This window comes from Sphingomonas sp. NFR15, assembly GCF_900103265.1.
In the GTDB taxonomy this organism is placed as follows: domain Bacteria; phylum Pseudomonadota; class Alphaproteobacteria; order Sphingomonadales; family Sphingomonadaceae; genus Sphingomonas; species Sphingomonas pollutisoli.
The window spans coordinates 244,752-265,062 of sequence record NZ_FMWX01000001.1 but is presented as its reverse complement, the minus strand read 5'-3'; the positions used below and the strand labels follow the sequence as shown (position 1 = coordinate 265,062).

The window sequence follows — 20,311 nt, the reverse complement described above, 5'->3', positions numbered from 1 at the left end:
GAAACGCCGGCAGGTGACGTTCGCCACCCGCCAGCGCCCACGATCAGGCGGCGAGCCGGTCGATCGCCTGGTGCGCGCTTTCGAGCGCGGCGGTGAGATGATCCGGGCCGGCCCGCACCCCTTCCGCGATGACGAACTCCGTGGTCGCGCCCAGAAAGCCGAACAGGCCGCCCAGCAATGTTTCGAGATGCTCGAAGGCGGCCGCCGGCGCGCCCGGCCCATAGAAGTTGCCACGCGACACCACGACGATGATGCGCTTGCCCGCGACCAGCCCCGTCACGCCCTCGGGGCCATAACGGAAGGTACGGCCGGGAATGACGATGCGGTCGATCCATGCCTTGAGCTGGCTCGGGACCGTGAAATTGTACATCGGCGCGCCGATCACGACGACATCGGCGGCGAGGAATTCCGCGAGGATCGCTTCGCTGGCGGCGGAGGCGTCGCCCTCGCCGCCCGGGAACGATGCCAGATCGAGGTGCGGCAACGGCGCGGCGGCGAGATCGCGTTTGATGACCTCGGCGCCCGGATCGGCGGCGACCAGTTTCGCGACGACCTTTTCCGTGAGCGGTCGCGACACCGAGCTCTCGCCGGTGATGCTCGAATCGATCTGAAGCAGTTTCATTATGCAGGGTCTCCGGTATAGAAACGTAACCGGGGCGGGATATGTTACCGTAGGCAAGCGACGCGCAAGGAGGCACTATTTTGTTACCTGGTCACATGGATGTGACTGATCTTGACCCGGCCGACATCCACGCCGGCTGCAAGAACGTCACGCCGGTACTCGCCCGCATCGGCGACAAATGGAGCATCCTGGTGGTGATGGTGCTCTCCGTCGGGCCGCGTCGTTTCAATGAACTCAAGCGGTTGATCGACGGCATCTCGCAGCGGATGCTCACACACACGCTGCGCAGCCTCGAACGCGACGGGCTGGTTCGCCGCACCGTTTTCCCCACGATCCCGCCGCGCGTGGATTATGAACTGACCCCGCTCGGTCATTCGCTGCGTGTGCCGGTCAAGGCGCTCGGGCTTTGGGTGATGGATAATATGGACGAGATCACGCGCTCCCGCATGGCGTTCGACAGCCGAGAGGATTGAGACGCCGCTAGAACAACTCCCCCTGCGGCCCGGCCGGAGCCCGGAACAGGTCCGTCCGCAGCACCAGTTTCTCGCGCGTCAGCCCATGTTTGCGGCAGGCGATCTGAACGCGGGTGCGAAGCAGGTCCGCCCACGGCCCTTGGCCGCGCATGCGCGTGCCGAAATTGGGGTCGTTGTCGCGTCCCCCGCGCAGCGCCTGGATCGTCGCCATCACCTTGGCGGCGCGGTCCGGGAAATGCTCGTCGAGCCAGGCGCGGAACAGCGGCGCGACTTCGTGCGGCAGGCGCACCGGGATGAAATTGACGTTGCGCGCGCCTGCCTGCGCCGCGCGCGCGATGAGATGCTCGATCTCATGATCGGTGATCGCCGGGATGACCGGCGACACGGAGACATAGGTCGGCACCCCCGCCTCGCTCAGCGCCTTCACCGCCGTCAGCCGCCGCTCGGGCGTGGGCGCGCGCGGCTCGACGGTCATCGCGGTGCGCCGGTCGAGCGAGGTGACCGAAATCATCACCGCGATCAGCCCGCGCTTCGCCATCGGCGCGATAAGATCGAGATCGCGCAGGATTCGGTCGGACTTGGTGGTGATGAACAGTGGGTGGCCCGTCTCGGCGAGCACTTCGAGGCAGCCGCGCATGATGCGCCATTCGGCCTCGATCGGCTGATACGGATCGGTGTTGGTGCCGAACGCGATCGGCTGGACGACATAGCCGCGTTTGCCGAGTTCGGCGCGCAGCAACGCGGGCGCGTCGGGCTTGGCGAACAGCCGGCTTTCGAAATCGAGCCCCGGCGACAGATCGAGATAGGCGTGGGTTGGCCGTGCGAAGCAATAGATGCAGCCGTGCTCGCAACCGCGATAGGGATTGATCGAGCGGTCGAAGCTGATGTCGGGCGAGCTGTTGCGCGTGATGATCGTGCGCGGCGTCTCGACCGTGACCGTCGTGCGAAGCGGCGCCGGGCCGTCATCGACGATCGCGCGCGCGTCGAGCCAATCGCCATCGGCCTCGCGCTCGGGCAGGTTGAAGCGCGTGCTCTCACGATTGACGGTCGCGCCGCGCGCTGGGCGAGTCTTTGCCATTGCCCGATGCTACGCCCGCCTATAGAACAATACAAGAACATGGAGGGCGAGATGGCGCGAATCAACTATGTCGAACTGCCGGTCGCGGACACCGCGCGGGCGAAGGCGTTTTACGGGTCGGCATTCGGCTGGGTCTTCACCGATTTCGGGCCAAGCTATGCCGCGACCACCAGCGGCGACACCGATCTCGGCCTTCAGGCCGATCCGGCGGAGAAGACCGCGGCGGCGCTGCCGGTGATCGACGTGGCCGATGTGGATGCGGCATTTGCGTCGGTCGAGGCGGCGGGCGGCGCGATCACGCTGCCGATCGTCGCCTATCCGGACGGACGGCGCTTCCACTTTCGCGATCCCGACGGGCACGAAATGGCGGTATCGCAATCCGACTGATCTTCGCTCAGGCTCAGGTGAGGCGCTTGGCCGGGTGCGTCGGCCTTCACCGCATCGACGAGTTTGGTTGAGTGTCTTCGCGCAATTGCCTAGACGCTGGAGATCGTGGCTTCCCTTCATGCCCTTGCCAATCCTGCGCGCTTCCTCAAGCTGGCGCGGCCGCTGACGCCGGCGTTGTTCTGGACGGGCGTCGTGCTGGTCGCGATCGGCGCTTGGGCGGGGCTGATGCTGACGCCGGCGGACTATCTGCAGGGCGAGACGGTGCGCATCCTCTACATCCATGTGCCCGCCGCGTGGCTGGGGATGGGCGGCTGGAGCGGCATCGCGCTGTGTTCGCTCGCCTATCTGGTGTGGCGGCACCCTTTGGCGATGGTCGCGGCGCGCGCGCTCGCGCTGCCCGGCGCGGTGTTCGCCGCGCTGTGCCTCGTCACCGGTTCGATCTGGGGGCGGCCGACCTGGGGCACCTGGTGGGAGTGGGACGGGCGGCTGACCTCGATGCTGCTGCTGCTGTTCGTCTATCTCGGTTTCATGGCGTTGCTGCGCGCCGATGCCGATCGGGGCGGGGACGGCCGCATTCCCGCGCTGTACGGGGTGGCGGGATCGGTGCTGCTGCCGATCATCCGCTATTCGGTGGTGTGGTGGAACACGCTCCACCAGGGCGAGAGCATCGGCCTCACCCGTTCGAGCATCGACGCGAGCATGTTGTGGCCGCTGTGGTTCACGCTCGGCGGCTTTTCGCTGTTCTTCGCGAGCGTGGTGCTGATGCGGATGCGCACGATCCTCGCGATCACCAAGGCCGAAGCGCGGCTGCGGCGGATGGCACGATGAATCCCTGGCCGTTCGTCATCGCGGCTTATGCGATCACCGGCGTCGGCGCGGCTGTGCTCGCGGCGTGGAGCTATCTCGCGATGCGGGGCAGCGAACGGCGGTGAAGGCGAAGCAGCAACGCATGATGCTCGCCGGCCTCGGGCTGGCGGCGGTGGCGGCGGCGGCGCTGCTCGCCCTGTCCGCGCTCAAGGATCAGGCGTCGTTCTTCTACGCGCCGAGCGACGTGCAGCGCCGGGGTCTGCCGCTCGGGCGCGCGGTGCGGCTCGGCGGCATGGTCGAGGCCGGCTCGATCAAACGCCAGGCGGACGGCGTCTCGATCCATTTTGTCGTCGGCGATGGCGTCGCGCGCGTGCCGGTCCGCTTTCGCGGCATCGCGCCCGATCTGTTCCGCGAGCGCTCCGGCGTGGTGGCGGAGGGATCGTTCAACCCCGACGGTAGCTTCACCGCGACCAACCTGCTTGCCAAGCACGACGAAAAGTACATGCCGCCGCAGCTTGCGGGCAAGATGCACGAAACGAAGACGTTGCGCGAATGAGCGCGCGTGCATCCCGTTCTCCCGCGAAGGCGGGAGTCCAGAGCAACGGGCGTTGCGCGTGCGACTCTGGACTCCCGCGCTCGCGGGAGAACGGTTGTGCTTGGGGTCAGGCGAAATGATCGCCGAAGCTGGCCTCGCCGCTCTGTGGCTTGCCGCCGCGCTGGCGGCGATGCAGGTCGTGCTCGCCGCGATCGGCGTGCGGCGTGTGCTCGCCGCGCCGGATGACGAGAGCGCGCTCACCACCGACCTGATCGGCGCGGTGCGGCCGGTCGCGATCGTGCAGGGCGCGCTGGCGGCGCTGGCGATGGCGATGCTGATCGCGGTTTTCCTGCGCAGCGACATGTCGGTGCTGCTCGTCGCCGAGAACAGCCATTCCGAAAAGCCGTGGCTCTATAAATTCGCCGGCGCCTGGGGGAACCACGAAGGCTCGATGCTGCTGTGGGTGACGATCCTCGGGCTGGCGGGCGGCGCGGTGGCGATCTTCGAGCGCAGCCTCGCGCGCGCGACGCTGACCGCGACGCTCGGCGCGCAGGCGCTGATCGCGCTCGGCTTCTACGCCTTCCTGCTGTTCGCCTCGAACCCGTTCGCGCGGATCGAGCCCGCGCCGGCGGACGGGCAGGGGCTCAACCCGTTGCTGCAAGACCCAGGCTTGGCCTTCCATCCGCCGACGCTCTACATCGGCTATGTCGGCATTTCGGTGGCGTTCTCCTTCGCGGTCGGCGCGCTGGTCGCGCGCGATGTCGGGCCGGCGTTCGCGCGCGCGATGCGGCCGTGGGTGCTCGGCTCGTGGATCTTCCTGACCCTCGGCATCACCGCGGGCAGCTATTGGGCCTATTACGAGCTCGGCTGGGGCGGCTGGTGGTTCTGGGACCCGGTCGAGAATGCCTCGCTGATGCCGTGGCTGGCGGCGACCGCGCTGCTCCATTCGGTGACGGTGCTGGCGACGCGCGACGGCCTGCGCGCCTGGACGGTGATGCTGGCGGTGGTCGCCTTCTCGATGTCGATGATCGGCACCTTCCTGGTGCGCTCGGGCATCCTCACCAGCGTCCATGCCTTCGCGGTCGATCCGACGCGGGGCAGCTTCATCCTCGCGTTGTTGGTGCTCTATATCGGCGGCGCGCTCGCGCTGTTTGCGACGCGCGTCGGCACGGTGCGGGTGGGCAATACGTTCGATCCGGTCAGCCGCGAGGGCGCTTTGGTCGCCAACAATCTGCTGCTGTCGGTGATCTTGGGTGTCGTGCTGATCGGCACGCTGTACCCGATCATCGCGGCCGGCTTCGGCGTGCAATTGTCGGTCGGGCCGCCGTTCTTTGATAAGGCGGCGGGGCCGGTCGCGCTGCTGCTGGTGGTGGTGATGGCGGCGGGGCCGCTGCTGCGTTGGCGGCGTGATGGCTGGCGCGCACTGACGTCGCGGATGGCGGTGCCGGGCGCCGCGTTCGCGATCGGGCTGGTCGCGTTGCTGGCGTTCGGGCGCGGCGTGGCGCTGTTGCCGCTGCTCGGGTTGGCGCTGGCGGCCGGCCTGGCGGTGGCGAGTGTCGCGCCGCTGTGGCGACGCAATCTGCTGCGCACACCGCTGTTCACCTGGGGAATGGTGGTCGCGCATCTCGGCATCGCGGTGAGCCTTGCGGGCATGGCCGCGGAGAGCGCGTTCACCAAACAGACGCTGGTCGCGGCGCGCGTCGGCGAGCCGCTGCAAGTCGGGCCGTACACCGTGACGCTGAAGGGGATTTCGCCGGTAATTGGCCCCAACTGGTCGGCGCTGGAGGCGCATCTGGTGGCGCGGCGCGGCGATGCGCCGGCGATCGTGCTGCGCCCGCAATCGCGCTTCTTCACCAACCCGGTGACGGTGACGAGCGAATCGGCGATCGCGACGCGCTGGGACGGGCAGGTGTACACGGTGCTCGGCCAGATCGATCCGTCTGGCCGTGTCCAGTTGCGCTTGTGGTGGAAGCCCTTCGTGACGCTGATCTGGCTCGGCGGCGCACTGGTCGCGTTGGGCGGCGCACTCTCTCTGTTCGGGCGGCTTCTGCGCGAACGACGCGCGCGGCGGCGTGTCGAAGCGGAGGCCTGGGCGTGAAGGGCCTGAAACTGTGGCTGCCGCTGGTCGCATTCGTCGCGGTGTTGGGGATCATCGCCAGCGCGTTGTATCGGCCGGCGGACCGCACGGTCTATTCGGCGATGGTCGGCAAGCCGCTGCCGGCGTTCGAGACGCCGCCGTTGCTGCCCGGCAAGCCCGGCCTGGCCAGCGCGGCGTTCCACGACGGCAAGCCCAAATTGCTCAACATTTTCGCGAGCTGGTGCGTGCCCTGCGTCGCCGAGGCGCCGCAACTGATGGCGCTCAAGGCGGCGGGGGTCACGATCGAAGGCGTCGCGATCCGCGATACCCCGCAGGCGATGCGCGACTTCCTCGCGCGTGTCGGCGATCCTTATGCGGCGATCGGCGACGACACGGCGAGCGCGGTGCAGCTTTCGCTCGGCTCGTCGGGCGTGCCGGAGAGCTTCCTGATCGACGGCAACGGCACAATCCTGCTCCAGCACGTCGGCGATATCCGCGCCGACGAGGTGCCGGGTATTGTCGCCAAGCTGCGGGCCGCACGATGAGGCGGGCCGCACTCGCGCTGTCGCTGCTCGCGGCCGCGCCCGCCTTCGCCGACAGCACTCTGCCGGCCGCGCCGCTCGCCAATACGCAATTGCCCGATCCGGTGCTGGAGGCGAAGGCGCAGGCGCTGATGGTGACCTTGCGATGCCTCGTCTGCCAGGGCCAGTCGATCGCCGACAGCGACGCCGAGATGGCGGGCGACATGCGCGCGCTGGTGCGCCAGCGCATCCAGGCGGGGGAACAGCCCGCACAGATCCGTGACTGGCTGGTCGCGCGCTATGGCGATTACGTCACCTATGATCCGCCGTTCAGCCTGCTCACCGCGCCGCTCTGGATCGCGCCGCTCGCGCTGATCGCGATCGGCCTGTGGCTGGCGCGCGCGTGCTTCCGGAGGCGCCGCCGGTGATGGGGTGGATCGCGCTCGGGCTGATCGGTGTGGCCGTGGCAGCGGCGCTGTGGCTGCTTGGCCTCGCGCGGCCGCTGTGGAGCTTCGTCGGCGCCGGGCTGATGCTCGGCGCGACCGGCTATGCGGTGCAGGGCAGGCCGGGGCTGCCCGGTCACCCGGTCGAGCCGTTCGCGCGGCCGATCCCGGTTGATCCCGGTTTGATTGAACTGCGCGGCGATATGCTCGGCCGCTATACTGGCGAGGCCGCCTATATGGTGATGGCCGACGGGCTCACCCGTGCGGGCAACCCGCGTGCGGCGGTGCAGATCATGCGCGGCGGGGTCGGGAATGCGCCCGACAATTTCGCTTTGTGGACGTGGCTCGGCATGGCCTATGTCCAGCATGACGGCGCGGTGTCGCCGGCGGCGCGGCTGGCGTTCACGCGCGCGATGCAGCTTGCCCCTAACCATCCAGCACCGCCGTTCTTCCTCGGTGTCGCGCTGATCCAGAGCGGGGACTTCGCCGCCGCGCGGCCCTATTGGGCACGCGCGCTGGCGCTTGCTCCCAAGACGATCTCGTACCGGCCTGCGATCGCCGAGCGGCTCGCGATTCTTGATAAATATCTAGCCGCGACGAAGCCGTAAGCGCGCTGCGGCGTTACGCCTTGCGATGACATCCCCAACACTCCTGTGGCTCCGGCGCGATCTGCGCCTCGCCGATCAAGCCGCACTTGCCGCCGCCGCGCACGATGGCGCGGTGATCCCGATCTATATCCTCGACGACGAGACGCCGCAGCAGTTCGCGATGGGCGGCGCCTCGCGCTGGTGGTTACATCACAGCCTCGCCGCGCTTGACACAGCATTGCGCGCCAAGGGTTCGCGGCTGATCCTGCGACGCGGTGGTAGCGCCGCGACGCTCGCCGCGCTCGCCGAGGAGACCGGCGCGACGCGAGTCCACTGCCTGCGCCATTACGAACCTTGGTGGCGCGCGGCCGAGCGCGCGGTCGCAGAGCGGCTCGATCTGATCTGCCACGACGGCAATTACCTCGCCCCGCCGGGATCGATCACCACCGGCAGCGGCGTGCCGTACAAGATCTACACGCCGTTCTGGCGCGCGATCCAGCAGCATATGCCGCCGCCCGCGCCCCACCCGGCGCCGCGCGCGATCCCCGCGCCGGCGCACTGGCCCAAGAGCGAAACGCTCGCCGATTGGGCGCTGCTGCCGACCAAGCCTGATTGGGCCAAGGCGTTCGCAGCCGACTGGACCCCCGGGGAGGCCGGCGCGCACGAGCGGCTCGCCGATTTCCGGGATGAGGCGGATGGCTATCCCGAGGCGCGCAACCTGCCCTCGGTCGAGGGCAGTTCGCGGTTGTCGCCGCATCTGCACTTCGGCGAGATCTCGCCCGCACAGGTGTGGCACGGCGTCGGCACGAAGGCGACCATCTTCCTGAGCGAGATCGGCTGGCGGGATTACGCGCAGACCGTCATCCTGCAACGGCCCGATTATGCGGTGAAGAACGGCCGTACCGCGTTCGATGCGATGCCGTGGCGCGACGACCGCGCGGCGCACGCCGATCTACGCGCGTGGCAGCAGGGCCGCACCGGCTATCCAATCGTCGACGCTGGCATGCGCCAGCTCTGGACGACGGGGTGGATGCATAACCGCGTGCGGATGATCACCGCTTCGTTCCTCATCAAGCACCTGCTGATTGACTGGCGCGCGGGTGAACGCTGGTTCTGGGACTGTCTGGTCGATGCCGATTACGGCAACAATTCGGTCAATTGGCAGTGGACGGCAGGCAGCGGGATCGATTCGAACATGTTCCCGCGGATCATGGCGCCGCTCACCCAATCGGCCAAGTTCGACGCGGGCGACTATATCCGCGAGTGGGTGCCCGAACTCGCCGGGGTCGGCGATGCCGCGATCCACGACCCCGAAGCCGCTGGCTGCCGCCCCCGCGATTATCCGGCCAAGCGGATTGGCCACCGAGAGGCCCGCGAGCGCGCGCTGGCGGCTTATCGTCGGACGAAATGACCTCTTGTGGCGGCGCGGGGCCTCGGTGCATGGGCTGACGCCATGAACGCAATCGCGCCAGCTTCCGGGCGCCAGCACGGCGCCACCCCCTCGCGCCGGCCCTCCGCGCTCGATCCGGTGTTCGGGCTGTTCGCGGGTGTGTTCCAGAAGCTCCTCGACCGGATAGATGCGGGTCTGGCCGCCGGCTCGATCGAGACGGTTCTGCCGAACGGGCGGGTGCGGCGGCTCGGCGGGCGTGCCGAAGGGCCGGCGGCGTCGGTCACGCTGGCGAGTTGGCGCGCGCTGCTCCGGCTGGCGACGCGCGGTTCGGTGGGCTGGTATGTCGCATGGTCGCTCGGCGAATGGTCGAGCCCCGATCCGGTCGCGCTGTTCGAGCTGTTCGTGCTCAACCGCGCGACGCTCGGCAATGCCGGGCGTGCGTCGGGCATGACGCGCCGGCTCCAGCGCGGCTGGCATCGGCTCCGCGCGAACAGCCGGCGGGGCGCGCGCCGCAACATCGAATTCCACTACGATCTCGGCAACGATTTCTATAGCTTATGGCTCGATCCTACGATGAGCTATTCGAGCGCGCTGTTCGCCGAGCCGATCTCCACGGCGCAGAGTCTCGAGGACGCGCAGCGCGCCAAACTTGCCGCGATCCTCGATCGCACCGCCACCGCGCCGGGCGATACGATCCTCGAAATCGGCTGCGGCTGGGGATCGTTCATCGAAGTGGCGGCACGCGCCGGGCGCAGTGTCCACGGCATCACACTCTCGGCCGAGCAGAAGCGCGCGGTCGAGGCGCGTGCCGAGCGTCTCGCGCTGACCGGCGTATCGGTGTCGCTGACCGATTATCGTGACGTCTCCGGCACCTACGATGCCGTCGCGAGCATCGAGATGGTCGAGGCGGTCGGGCAGGCTTATTGGCCGGACTATCTCGCCGCGATCGCGCGCGCGCTCAAGCCGGGTGGCCGGGCGGCGCTCCAATATATCGCGATCGACGATGCGATCTTCCCGTCCTATGCCGCCAACGTCGATTTCATCCAGCGTTACGTGTTCCCCGGCGGGATGCTGATCTCGGAAAGCCGCTTCCGCGCAATCGCGGCGGAGCATGGCCTGACCTGGACCGATCGGCGCGGCTTCGGGTTGCACTATGCCGAAACGCTGCGACGCTGGCGCGAGGCGTTCGACCGGGTGGTCTCAGAAGGCCGCCTGCCGGAGCGTTTCGACAGCGATTTCATCGGGTTGTGGCGCTATTATCTGATGTACTGCGAGGGCGGCTTTCGCGGCGGCGGGATTGATGTCGCGCAGGTGACTTTGGTGAAAAGCGTGGGCGTTTCAACCCGTTCGCCCTGAGCCTGTCGAAGGGCGTGTCTCAATCGCAGCGCTTTGAAACACGTGCTTCTACAAGCTCAGCACGAACGGGGGATTACCCCACCCGCTCGACATGCCCAGTCGCGAAATCGTTGATCACCAGCGCGGCGATTCGCTCGCCCACCACCTCGGGGGGCTTGACCGTCTCCGGCGCCTCGCCGGGATAGGCCCGCGCGCGCATGGCGGTGCGGGTCGCGCCGGGATCGATGATCGCGGTGCGAAGCGAACTGATCTGTTCCATCTCGTCGCCATAGGCGCCGATCAGCGTCTCGAACCCCGCCTTGGAGGCGCCGTACAGCCCCCAATAAGCGCGCGGGGTACGCGCGACGCTCGAGGTGATGCCGATCACGCGGGCGCGCGGCGAGCGGCGCAGCATCGGGTCGAACGCGCCGATCAGCGCGGCCTGCGCGCTGACGTTGAGCGTCAGCACACGCGCGAGTTCCTTGGGATCGATCGCGGGCACCGAGCCGAGCGTGCCGAGCATCGCCGCGTTGAGCACGAGTATGTCGAGCGTCTGCCAGCGTTCGCCGACCGCCGCCGCCAGCCGCGCGATACTGTCGGTCTCGGTGAGGTCGAGCGGCGCGATCGTGGCCGAGCCGCCGGCAGCGAAGATCGCCTCCTCGACCTGCTCGAGCGCGTGGGCGGTACGCGCGGTCAGCACCACATGCGCGCCCGCCGCCGCCAGCGCCTTCGCGGTCGCGGCGCCGATCCCCCGGCTCGCGCCCGTGACGAGGGCGATCTGGTTGGCGAGTGGCGTGTCGGTCAATTATCCCTCCGTTCGCCCTGAGCTTGTCGAAGGGCGTATCTTCCAACCCGCGTAGAGGGAAAGCACGTGCTTCGACAAGCTCAGCACGAACGGTATTCGGGTCTTTAGACCACCCGCTCCGCCAGCAGCGCGAACTGGTCGACCGAGGCGACCTCGTCTTGGTCGGTCAGCGTCGTCGGGTAATCGCCCGTGAAGCAGGCGTCGCAGTGGCTCGGGCGGATGTCGGCGCGGCATGGCTCGCCGAGTGCCTTGTAGAGACCATCAATCGAGACGAAGGCGAGGCTGTCGGCGTGGATGTACGCGTTCATCTCGGCGACGTTCTTGCTGTGCGCGAGCAGCTTGGCGCGCTCGGGCGTATCGACGCCGTAATAGCAGCTATGCCGGGTCGGCGGGCTGGCGATCCGCATATGGACTTCGGCGGCACCGGCATCGCGCATCATCTGCACGATCTTCAACGAGGTGGTGCCGCGCACGATCGAATCGTCGATCAGGATGATGCGCTTGCCCTCGATCAGCGCGCGGTTGGCGTTGTGCTTGAGCTTGACGCCGAGATGGCGAACCTCGTTGGTCGGCTGGATGAAGGTACGCCCGACATAATGCGAGCGGATAATGCCGAGCTCGAACGGAATGCCCGATTGCTGGGCATAGCCGATCGCGGCGGGCGTGCCCGAATCGGGGACGGGGATGACCAGATCGGCATCGACCGGGCTTTCGATCGCGAGCTGCGCGCCGATTTCCTTGCGCACCGTATAGATGCTGCGCCCGCTGGAGATCGAATCGGGGCGCGAGAAATACACATGCTCGAAGATGCACGGGCGCGGCGACACCGGCGCGAACGGGCGGTGCGAGCTGATCTCGCCGCCCTTGACGATCACCAGTTCGCCCGGCTCGATCTCGCGCACGAAGCGCGCGCCGACCACGTCGAGCGCCACCGTTTCGGATGCAAAGATGATCGCCCCATCGTCCTCGGGGCCGACCTTGCCCATCACCAGCGGGCGGATGCCGAGCGGGTCGCGGCAGGCGATCATCCCCTCGGGCGTCATCACGATCAGCGAATAGGCGCCCTCGACCCGCTTGAGCGCATCGATGAACTTGTCGAGGAACGTCCGGTATTTGGACATCGCGACGAGGTGGATGATGGTCTCGGTATCGCTCGTCGACTGGAAGATCGATCCGTTGCGGACCAGATCGCGCCGCAACCGCATCGCATTTGAGATATTACCGTTATGCGCGATCGCGAATCCACCTGAGGCGAGATCGGCATAGAGCGGCTGGACGTTGCGCAGCGCCGTCTCGCCGGTGGTCGAGTAGCGCACATGGCCGCAGGCGACGTTGCCGCGCAGCGGGACCATCACGTCCTCGCGGTCGAAATTGCCGGCGACATGGCCCATCGCACGATGCGTGTGGAAATCGGCGCCATCGAAGCTGGTGATGCCGGCCGCCTCCTGGCCGCGATGCTGGAGCGCATGCAGGCCGAGCGCGACGAGTCGCGCCGCGTCCGCCGCACCGGCGACACCGAAAACACCACACTCCTCACGGAGCTTGTCGCCATCGGCGACCTCGAACGGATTGGTTGTGAACATGGCGCCCTTCGCGGGGGGTGAGCGTGTCCGCGCCATATAGGGGCGCCGCGCGGATTTGTCGCGCTTTTGTCACATCGAAAGCGAAGCCGGCCATCGCAATGGCGGAAAACCAAGGTTTCCGCGTGTGCTTTTTGCGGTCGGCGCGTTCCGAAAATGCGGGCGGAGCGGGCGAGCCACGCTCAACGCCGAGTCGCGGGCGCTATCGCTCGGGCGGCGGCGCCACTATGGAGTCCGCATGACCGACGACCGCGACACCACGCTCGCCCTCAATCCCAAATATGGCGCCGACGGCCTCATCACCGCCGTGGCGACCGATCGCGCGTCGGGGGATGTGCTGATGCTCGCGCATATGAATGCCGAAGCGCTCGCCGCCACGCTTGCGACGCGCGAGGCGCATTTCTGGTCCCGCAGCCGCGCGAAGCTCTGGAAGAAGGGCGAGACCTCGGGCCATGTGCTTCACGTCCACGATATCCGCATCGATTGCGATCAGGATGCGGTGTGGCTGATCGTCGATCCGGTCGGCCCGGCGTGCCACACCGGCGCGCGCTCCTGTTTCTTCCGCCGCATCGACGGCGACCGGCTGATCCCGGCCGAATGAGGCTCGCGTTCGCGCTGGGCGTGCTGCTCGTCGCAGGCTGTTCGCGCGCCGAACCGCCCCCCGAAGGCAACGCCGCCGCGCCGACCGACCTCGAGGCGGCGGCGATCGCGGCGGGGGTGATCGCCGATCCGAAGAGTGCCGACATCACCGGCCTGTACGCGCGCGAGACCGATCGGGTGTGCATCGTGCCGACCCCCAAGGCATACCAGATCGGCGTGTTCGTCGATTATGGCGATCAGCAGCATTGCAGCGGAATCGGGTCCGTCGCGCGCGACGGGGAGACGCTGCACATCGGCTTCGGCGATGCGGAGGGCTGCGCTTTCGATGCACGCTTCGAGGGCGACCGCATCGTCTTTCCCGGCAGTGTGCCCGATGCGTGCCGCAAGTTCTGTTCCGAACGCGCGTCCATCGCGGGGCTCGCCGTCGATCAGTTGAGCGACGCCGCCTCCGAAGCGGCGACGCTGCGCGACTCGCGTGGACAGCTCTTGTGTTCGAGCGGGTGAGGGGCTTCCACGCAGGGCACGCGCTTCGGCTGGGCCCGGCGGGAAGGGCGTAACGTCGCGATCGGCTACCGGCTTTCCGCCGTCAGCGGGGAGTCCGGCGCGGCGGGCGTGGCGAGCGCAGTCGGCGTGGCGCCGGTCGCGGGTTTGCGCCGCACCCCCGGCAAGACCTCCGCCGCCGGCGGAACCGGCGTGGGCGCTGCCTTCGTCGCCACCTCGCGCGCCGGGATCAGCACCTGCGTCTTCATGCACTCGGCGGGATCGGGGCGTTTGAAGGTGGCGCAGTTCCACAGCGTCTTGTCATAGTGGAAGGTGCGATCGCGCATATAGCTGAATGCCATCGCGTCGATCTGCCCGGCGTCGAGCGGCATCGCGGTGGGGGTGCGCGCGCGGTCGGTCCAGGCCATCAGCTTGCAGCGCGGCCGCTCGCCGCAGGCCCGTGCCGCCAGCAGCGCGAAGGATTCGGGCGGCAGGTGCGGATCGATCGTGATGAGGAACGTCTCCGAATCGCTCGCGAGCGGCACCGGCAGCGCTTCGGGCGCGAGCGCGGCGACCGTCAGTTCGGCCGCCGCGGTCTGGGCGGCCGCCAGGGCGGCACCGGTCTTGTGCGCATCCGAATAGAGCGCGAGCGCGCGTACGATCGGTTCGTCGGAGGAGACGGTGCGGTTGAACGCGGGCGGGGTGCCCCACCAGCCGGTCCAGCGGAAGAACAGATGCGAATGCACCGCCGCGACCTTGTCGAGGCTCGATTGCCAGTATGGCACCACCCAGTCGGTATGATAATGCGTCGAATAGCCGACCGGCGCGTACACCTGCCCGCCGAGCGACAGCGCCGCCTGCGTGCGGGCGCGCGCCCATTGTTCGGCTCGCCAGGCGTGGCGGATCAGCGCGCCGTCGCAGGTGAAGGTGAATTGGCAGCCCGTGCTGCGCTCGGAGCCCTGGAACACCACGCCGCAGATCGTCTTTGGGAAGGCCGGGTGGCGCACCCGGTTGATGACGACCTGGCCGACCGCGCGCTGGCCCTCGCCATCGTCGCCCGCCTCGTAGAGCATCGCTGCGGCCATACAGTCGGTCGCGCGCGCGCGTTGCTCGGGCGTGCCGTCGAGGTGGAACGGCCGCGCGGCGGGGTTGGGGCCGGTCGAGAACGGAACCGTGGCGTTGAACGCGCGCGCATCGGCGGGGGCGAGATCCTGGAACGCGACCGGCTCGACCGGCGGCAACTCGGCCTTGGGCACGACGCGGTGGCGCGGCACGCGAATGAGGCGGTTGTGGACGACGACTACGTGCGGGCCGTAATGGACCAGCAGCGCCGGCGCGACGATCGCCACCACCGCCACGAACGCGAGCAGGCAGCGCAGCCCGAGATCGTCCGGGCGACGGAAGGCCGGCAGGCGCCGCCAGAACGGCCGCCTGCGACGCGAGGAAAAGTGACTATAGGGCACGGGAGACGGGGCGGGCGGGTGGACGCATCGGCGCCCGATGCGCCAAGCTGCCGCGCCGGGTCAACCTTCGTGCCTCCTCCCGGTCGTGCTGGCTCGCAATACCCGTTCGTGCTGAGCTTGTCGAAGCACGTATCCTAGGCGTTTCGCTCGGGACAAATGGGTGAAGGTCCAAGCTCCCAAACCGTTCGTCCCGAGCGAAATCGAGGGACCAGCTCCAAGCGCAAGTGTCTCGACTGCGCTCGACACGAACGGCTGGAGTCAGGACTCCGGCAGGAAATCCGGCACCGAAAGATAGCGCTCGCCCGTATCATAGTTGAACCCGAGCACCCGCACGCCGTCCGGCAGGTCCGGCAGCTTCTGCAAGATCGCGGCCAGCGTCGCGCCAGAGGAAATACCGACGAGAATACCTTCCTCGCTCGCCGAGCGCCGCGCCATGTCCTTCGCCACGGCGGCATCGACCTTGATCGCCCCGTCGATCGCCTGCGTATGCAGGTTCGCCGGAACGAACCCCGCGCCGATCCCCTGGATCGGATGCGGCCCCGGCTGCCCGCCCGAGATCACCGGCGAGGCCTCGGGCTCGACCGCATAGACCTTGAGGTGCGGCCATTCCTTCTTGAGCGTCTCGGCGACCCCGGTGATATGCCCGCCGGTGCCGACCCCGGTGATGATGACGTCGATCGGCGAATCGGCGAAGTCGGTTAGGATTTCCTGCGCGGTGGTGCGGACATGCACGTCGATGTTGGCGGGATTGTCGAACTGCTGCGGCATCCACGAACCCGGCGTCTGCGAGACCAGCTCCAGCGCCCGTTCGATCGCGCCCTTCATGCCCTTTTCGCGCGGGGTCAGGTCGAAGCTTGCGCCATAAGCGAGCATCAGCCGGCGCCGCTCGATCGACATGCTCTCGGGCATGACGAGGATCAGCTTGTAGCCTTTCACCGCCGCGACCATCGCGAGGCCGACGCCGGTGTTGCCGCTGGTCGGCTCGATGATCGTGCCGCCGGGCTGGAGCAGCCCGTCGCGCTCGGCCGCCTCGACCATCGCCAGCGCGATCCGGTCCTTGATCGACCCGCCGGGGTTCGAACGCTCGGACTTGATCCAGACTTCCTGGCCGGGAAACAGCTTGTGCAGACGGATATGCGGCGTGTTGCCGATCGTATCGAGGATCGTATTGGCTTTCATGGCATTGCCTCCATCTCAAGATCTGCCGCGTCGCGTTGTGACTGCGGTGGTTCGAACGTCCGGGCGTTGCGGATGCTGGGGAAGAGATAGGCCCACAGCAGCGTAACGACAATCGCGCCGCCGCCGCCGACGAGCACCGCGCCGACCGGCCCCAGCGCGGCGGCGAGGAAGCCCGACTCCGCCTCGCCGAGTTCGTTCGAGGCCGAAATGGTGAGCTGTGACACCGCGCCGACCCGCCCGCGCTTGTCATCGGGCGTGTAGAGCTGGATCAGCGACGAGCGGATATAGACCGAGAACATGTCGGCCGCGCCCGCCAGCGCGAGCGCGCCGAGGCTGAGCGGCATCCACGTCGATACGCCGAAGGTCACCGTCGCGGTGCCATACACCAGCACTGCGGCGAGCATCTTGACGCCGACATTGGTCTTGATCGGCCGGAACGAGAAGAAGATCGCGACCACCGCCGCGCCGATCGCGGGCGCACCGACCAACAGGCTCAGTCCTTGCGGCCCGACCTTGAGGATGTCGTGTGCGTAGATCGGCAGCAGCGCGCTGGTGCCCGCCAGGAACACCGCGAACAGATCGAGCGTGATCGCGCCGAGCACGAGCTTGTTCTGCCCGACATAGGCGAGGCCCTCGGCGATCTGCTTGAGCGGCGATCCCCTGGCGATGGCGATCGTGCGCGGCACCGGGCCGATCAGCAGCATGCAGCCGAGCGCGAGGCCGAAGAGGGCGGTCGCGAGGAAATAGGCGCCCGAGGGCGTGATCGAATAGGCGAAGCCGCCGATCGCGGGGCCGACGATGGCGCCGACCTGCCACGATGTCGAGCTGAGCGCGATCGCGGTCGGCAGCGACTCGCGCGGGACGAGATTGGGGGCGAGCGCGCCGAACGCCGGCCCGGCGAACGCTCGGCCGATGCCGAGCAACACCGCGACCGAGAAGATCACCGGCAGCGAGATCCAGCCCTCGACCGTTGATATCGCCAGCACGGCGGCGCAGAACACCTGCAGGCTGAGCGTCAGGCGGGTAATCATCCGCCGGTCGAAGCGGTCCGCCACCCATCCGGTGATCGGCGTCGAGATGAACAGCGGCAGGAACTGCAGCAACCCGATCAGCCCGAGCTGCGCCGCCGAGGCGCTCGGCGGCATCGTCGCCCGCGCGATCGTATAGGTCTGCCAGCCGATCACCACGATCATGCCGTTTTGGGCGAGCGTCATGCAGAAGCGCGCCGCCCAATAGGCGCGGAAGTTCGCGATGCGCAGTGGATGGGGCGGGCGGAGCGGGTCGGGCGATCTGGCCATTGCATCTGGCCTTAAGACGAGCCGCCGCGCGCGGGCAATCGGCGATTGCATTTGATGAGGAAAACTCGTCTAGCCACGGGCCGTTGATGTTTTGGCCGCATCCCGCCTATAGCGGCCACCTTCCTCCCCAAGGACAGATGAGGTTTCGATCACGTGGCCAAAGCCCCAGCGACCAGAACAGCCGAACCGCCAGTGCCCAATCGCGAGCGCCCCAACGAGCCGACTCCGTACCAGGCTTCGAAGGACGAGCTGCTCGCGCTCTACAAGCAGATGCTGCTGATCCGGCGGTTCGAGGAGAAGGCGGGCCAGCTCTACGGCCTCGGCTTCATCGGTGGCTTCTGCCACCTCTATATCGGCCAGGAAGCGGTCGCGGTGGGGCTCCAGTCGGCGCTTGATGGCGAGAAGGACTCGGTCATCACCGGCTATCGCGATCACGGCCACATGCTTGCTTACGGCATCGACCCCAAGGTCATCATGGCCGAGCTGACCGGCCGCGCTGCCGGCATCTCGAAGGGCAAGGGCGGCTCGATGCACATGTTCTCGACTGAGAAGAAATTCTACGGCGGGCATGGCATCGTCGGCGCGCAGGTCAGCCTCGGCACCGGCCTCGCGTTCAAGCACAAGTATAGCGGCGACGGCGGTGTCGCGATGGCTTATTTCGGCGACGGCGCGGCCAACCAGGGTCAGGTCTATGAATCGTTCAACATGGCCGAGCTGTGGAAGCTGCCGATCATCTATGTGATCGAGAACAACCAATATGCGATGGGCACGAGCGTCAACCGCTCGTCCTCGGAGGACCAGCTCTACAAGCGCGGCGAGAGCTTCCGCATTCCCGGCATCCAGGTCGATGGCATGGACGTGCTGGCCTGCCGTGGCGCCGCCGAAGAAGCGCTCGCCTGGGTGCGCGCCGGCAAGGGTCCGATCATCCTCGAGATGAAGACCTATCGCTATCGCGGCCATTCGATGTCCGACCCCGCCAAATATCGCAGCCGCGAGGAAGTCCAGGCGGTGCGCGACAAGTCGGACCCGATCGAACATGCGAAGAAATTGCTCGAGGAACTGGGCGTGCAGGAAGACGAACTGAAGACCGTGGAGCAGGCGATCCGCAAGCAGGTCAACGAGGCCGCCGACTTCGCCGAGCAGACGCCCGAGCCGGACGCTGCCGAACTGTACACCGACGTTCTGGTGGAGCGCTACTGAGATGGCGATCGAGATCAAGATGCCCGCGCTTTCCCCGACGATGGAGGAAGGCACGCTCGCCAAATGGCTCATCAAGGAAGGCGACACCGTCAAGTCCGGCGACATCATGGCCGAGATCGAGACCGACAAGGCGACGATGGAATTCGAAGCGGTTGATGAAGGCACCGTCGGCAAGATCCTCGTCGCCGAGGGCACCGAGGGCGTGAAGGTCGGCACCGTCATCGCGACGTTGCTGGCTGAGGGCGAGGAAGCCGGCGCGGAACCGGCCCCCGCCGCCAACGAACAGCCCGCCGCGAGCGCGCCCAAGGCCGAATCGACCGAAACCGGCGCGAGCCCCGCGCAGGAGAAGGTCGAGACCGGCGCGCGCCAGTTGTTCGAAGCCGCCAAGCACGATTCCGAGGTCGCCGATCCCGCGCTGCCCGAGGGCACCGAGATGGTCCGCATCACGTTGCGCGAGGCGCTGCGCGACGCGATGGCGGAGGAAATGCGTGCCGACGACCGCGTGTTCGTGATGGGCGAGGAAGTCGCGCAATATCAGGGCGCGTACAAGGTCACCCAGGGCCTCCTCGACGAGTTCGGCGAGCGCCGCGTGATCGACACGCCGATCACCGAATATGGCTTTGCCGGCATCGGCACCGGCGCGGCGATGGGCGGTCTCAAGCCGATCGTCGAGTTCATGACCTTCAACTTCGCGATGCAGGCGATCGACCACATCATCAACTCGGCCGCCAAGACCAACTATATGTCGGGCGGCCAGATGCGCTGCCCGATCGTGTTCCGCGGCCCCAACGGCGCGGCCAGCCGCGTCGCCGCCCAGCATTCGCAGAACTACGGCCCGTGGTATGCGAGCGTTCCCGGCCTGATCGTGATCGCACCCTATGACGCGGCCGACGCCAAGGGTCTGCTCAAGGCCGCGATCCGCAGCGAAGACCCGGTCGTGTTCCTCGAGAACGAACTGCTCTACGGTCGCTCGTTCGACGTGCCCAAGCTCGACGATTACGTCCTGCCGATCGGCAAGGCCCGCACGATGCGTGCCGGCAAGGACGTGACGATCGTCAGCTATTCGATCGGCGTCGGCCTGGCGCTCGAAGCCGCCGAAACGCTCGCCGCCGAGGGGATCGACGCCGAGGTGATCGATCTGCGCACGCTCCGTCCGCTCGATACGGCGGCGGTGCTCAAGAGCGTCAAGAAGACCAACCGCCTCGTCGTCGTCGAGGAGGGCTGGGCGACCTGCTCGATCGCCTCGGAAATCAGCGCGGTGGTGATGGAACAGGGCTTCGACGATCTCGACGCGCCGGTGCTGCGCGTCGCCAACGAGGACGTGCCGCTGCCTTACGCGGCCAACCTCGAGAAGCTCGCGCTCGTCAACGCCGACAAGATCGTCGCGGCGGTGAAGAAGGTAACCTACCGCTGACAGGGAGGGGCGGGGCGCCGATGCGCTCCGCCCCGTT

The 20,311-nt window shown here is 67.7% G+C and carries 21 protein-coding genes; 14 read left to right on the top strand and 7 right to left on the bottom strand.

Annotated features, from left to right (window positions below; translation table 11 throughout):
* Window positions 1-43 precede the first annotated feature (43 nt).
* Complete coding sequence (locus BLS81_RS01175) at window positions 44-622, bottom strand: FMN-dependent NADH-azoreductase (protein ID WP_093219689.1); 579 nt, start codon at window positions 620-622, stop codon at window positions 44-46.
* 95 nt (window positions 623-717) lie between these two features.
* Here BLS81_RS01175 and BLS81_RS01170 point away from each other — a divergent pair, with 95 nt between their 5' ends.
* Window positions 718-1,095 (top strand): winged helix-turn-helix transcriptional regulator, encoded by a 378-nt coding sequence (locus BLS81_RS01170; protein ID WP_093219688.1) that lies wholly within the window; start codon window positions 718-720, stop codon window positions 1,093-1,095.
* 7 nt (window positions 1,096-1,102) lie between these two features.
* Here the strand turns inward: BLS81_RS01170 and BLS81_RS01165 are convergent, their stop codons facing one another.
* The gene (locus BLS81_RS01165) at window positions 1,103-2,173 is read right to left on the bottom strand and encodes a PA0069 family radical SAM protein (RefSeq protein WP_093219685.1); all 1,071 of its coding nucleotides are present in this window, start codon (window positions 2,171-2,173) and stop codon (window positions 1,103-1,105) included.
* Between the two features lie 51 nt (window positions 2,174-2,224).
* Between BLS81_RS01165 and BLS81_RS01160 the strand changes: the two genes are divergently transcribed.
* The 9 genes from BLS81_RS01160 to BLS81_RS01120 all read left to right on the top strand — a co-directional run bounded on the left by BLS81_RS01160 (window position 2,225) and on the right by BLS81_RS01120 (window position 10,276).
* A complete protein-coding gene (locus tag BLS81_RS01160; RefSeq protein ID WP_093221661.1) occupies window positions 2,225-2,560 on the top strand; it encodes a VOC family protein in 336 nt (111 codons plus the stop codon).
* A 105-nt stretch (window positions 2,561-2,665) separates the two neighbouring features.
* Window positions 2,666-3,388 (top strand): heme ABC transporter permease CcmC, encoded by a 723-nt coding sequence (ccmC, locus tag BLS81_RS01155; protein ID WP_093219684.1) that lies wholly within the window; start codon window positions 2,666-2,668, stop codon window positions 3,386-3,388.
* A 100-nt stretch (window positions 3,389-3,488) separates the two neighbouring features.
* The gene (gene ccmE / locus BLS81_RS01150; protein ID WP_093219682.1) at window positions 3,489-3,923 is read left to right on the top strand and encodes a cytochrome c maturation protein CcmE; all 435 of its coding nucleotides are present in this window, start codon (window positions 3,489-3,491) and stop codon (window positions 3,921-3,923) included.
* 115 nt (window positions 3,924-4,038) lie between these two features.
* A complete protein-coding gene (locus tag BLS81_RS01145) occupies window positions 4,039-6,000 on the top strand; it encodes a heme lyase CcmF/NrfE family subunit (RefSeq protein WP_093219680.1) in 1,962 nt (653 codons plus the stop codon).
* Complete coding sequence (locus BLS81_RS01140; RefSeq protein WP_093219677.1) at window positions 5,997-6,524, top strand: redoxin family protein; 528 nt, start codon at window positions 5,997-5,999, stop codon at window positions 6,522-6,524. Before BLS81_RS01145 ends, BLS81_RS01140 begins: the two co-directional genes overlap by 4 nt.
* Window positions 6,521-6,928, top strand: coding sequence for a cytochrome c-type biogenesis protein (locus BLS81_RS01135; RefSeq protein WP_093219674.1), 408 nt, complete (start codon window positions 6,521-6,523; stop codon window positions 6,926-6,928). Before BLS81_RS01140 ends, BLS81_RS01135 begins: the two co-directional genes overlap by 4 nt.
* Entirely contained in the window at window positions 6,928-7,551 is a 624-nt protein-coding gene (locus tag BLS81_RS01130) for a tetratricopeptide repeat protein (protein ID WP_093221659.1), read from the top strand. The genes BLS81_RS01135 and BLS81_RS01130 overlap by 1 nt, the downstream gene beginning before the upstream one ends.
* A 25-nt stretch (window positions 7,552-7,576) precedes the next feature.
* Complete coding sequence (locus tag BLS81_RS01125; protein WP_093219672.1) at window positions 7,577-8,941, top strand: cryptochrome/photolyase family protein; 1,365 nt, start codon at window positions 7,577-7,579, stop codon at window positions 8,939-8,941.
* 42 nt (window positions 8,942-8,983) lie between these two features.
* Entirely contained in the window at window positions 8,984-10,276 is a 1,293-nt protein-coding gene (locus BLS81_RS01120) for an SAM-dependent methyltransferase (protein WP_093219669.1), read from the top strand.
* Window positions 10,277-10,349: 73 nt separating this feature from the next.
* Here BLS81_RS01120 and BLS81_RS01115 read toward each other — a convergent pair whose 3' ends face one another.
* Entirely contained in the window at window positions 10,350-11,060 is a 711-nt protein-coding gene (locus tag BLS81_RS01115; protein WP_093219667.1) for an SDR family NAD(P)-dependent oxidoreductase, read from the bottom strand.
* Between the two features lie 104 nt (window positions 11,061-11,164).
* Entirely contained in the window at window positions 11,165-12,643 is a 1,479-nt protein-coding gene (purF, locus tag BLS81_RS01110) for an amidophosphoribosyltransferase (protein WP_093219664.1), read from the bottom strand.
* 235 nt (window positions 12,644-12,878) lie between these two features.
* Between purF and hisI the strand changes: the two genes are divergently transcribed.
* Both hisI and BLS81_RS01100 read left to right on the top strand, forming a co-directional pair.
* Window positions 12,879-13,241, top strand: coding sequence for a phosphoribosyl-AMP cyclohydrolase (gene hisI / locus BLS81_RS01105; RefSeq protein WP_093219662.1), 363 nt, complete (start codon window positions 12,879-12,881; stop codon window positions 13,239-13,241).
* Window positions 13,238-13,744, top strand: coding sequence for a hypothetical protein (locus BLS81_RS01100; RefSeq protein ID WP_093219660.1), 507 nt, complete (start codon window positions 13,238-13,240; stop codon window positions 13,742-13,744). The genes hisI and BLS81_RS01100 overlap by 4 nt, the downstream gene beginning before the upstream one ends.
* A 65-nt stretch (window positions 13,745-13,809) precedes the next feature.
* Here the strand turns inward: BLS81_RS01100 and BLS81_RS01095 are convergent, their stop codons facing one another.
* The 3 genes from BLS81_RS01095 to BLS81_RS01085 all read right to left on the bottom strand — a co-directional run bounded on the left by BLS81_RS01095 (window position 13,810) and on the right by BLS81_RS01085 (window position 17,660).
* Window positions 13,810-15,090 (bottom strand): cell wall hydrolase, encoded by a 1,281-nt coding sequence (locus BLS81_RS01095; RefSeq protein WP_093221656.1) that lies wholly within the window; start codon window positions 15,088-15,090, stop codon window positions 13,810-13,812.
* 351 nt (window positions 15,091-15,441) lie between these two features.
* Entirely contained in the window at window positions 15,442-16,362 is a 921-nt protein-coding gene (cysK, locus tag BLS81_RS01090) for a cysteine synthase A (protein WP_093219657.1), read from the bottom strand.
* Window positions 16,359-17,660 (bottom strand): MFS transporter, encoded by a 1,302-nt coding sequence (locus tag BLS81_RS01085; RefSeq protein WP_093219655.1) that lies wholly within the window; start codon window positions 17,658-17,660, stop codon window positions 16,359-16,361. The genes cysK and BLS81_RS01085 overlap by 4 nt, the downstream gene beginning before the upstream one ends.
* 153 nt (window positions 17,661-17,813) lie before the next feature.
* Here BLS81_RS01085 and pdhA point away from each other — a divergent pair, with 153 nt between their 5' ends.
* Together pdhA and BLS81_RS01075 are read left to right on the top strand one after the other, a co-directional pair.
* Complete coding sequence (gene pdhA, locus BLS81_RS01080) at window positions 17,814-18,860, top strand: pyruvate dehydrogenase (acetyl-transferring) E1 component subunit alpha (RefSeq protein ID WP_093219652.1); 1,047 nt, start codon at window positions 17,814-17,816, stop codon at window positions 18,858-18,860.
* A gap of 1 nt (window position 18,861) precedes the next feature.
* Window positions 18,862-20,274, top strand: a complete 1,413-nt coding sequence (locus tag BLS81_RS01075) for a pyruvate dehydrogenase complex E1 component subunit beta (RefSeq protein WP_093219649.1) — start codon at window positions 18,862-18,864, stop codon at window positions 20,272-20,274.
* The last annotated feature ends 37 nt before the right edge of the window (window positions 20,275-20,311 follow it).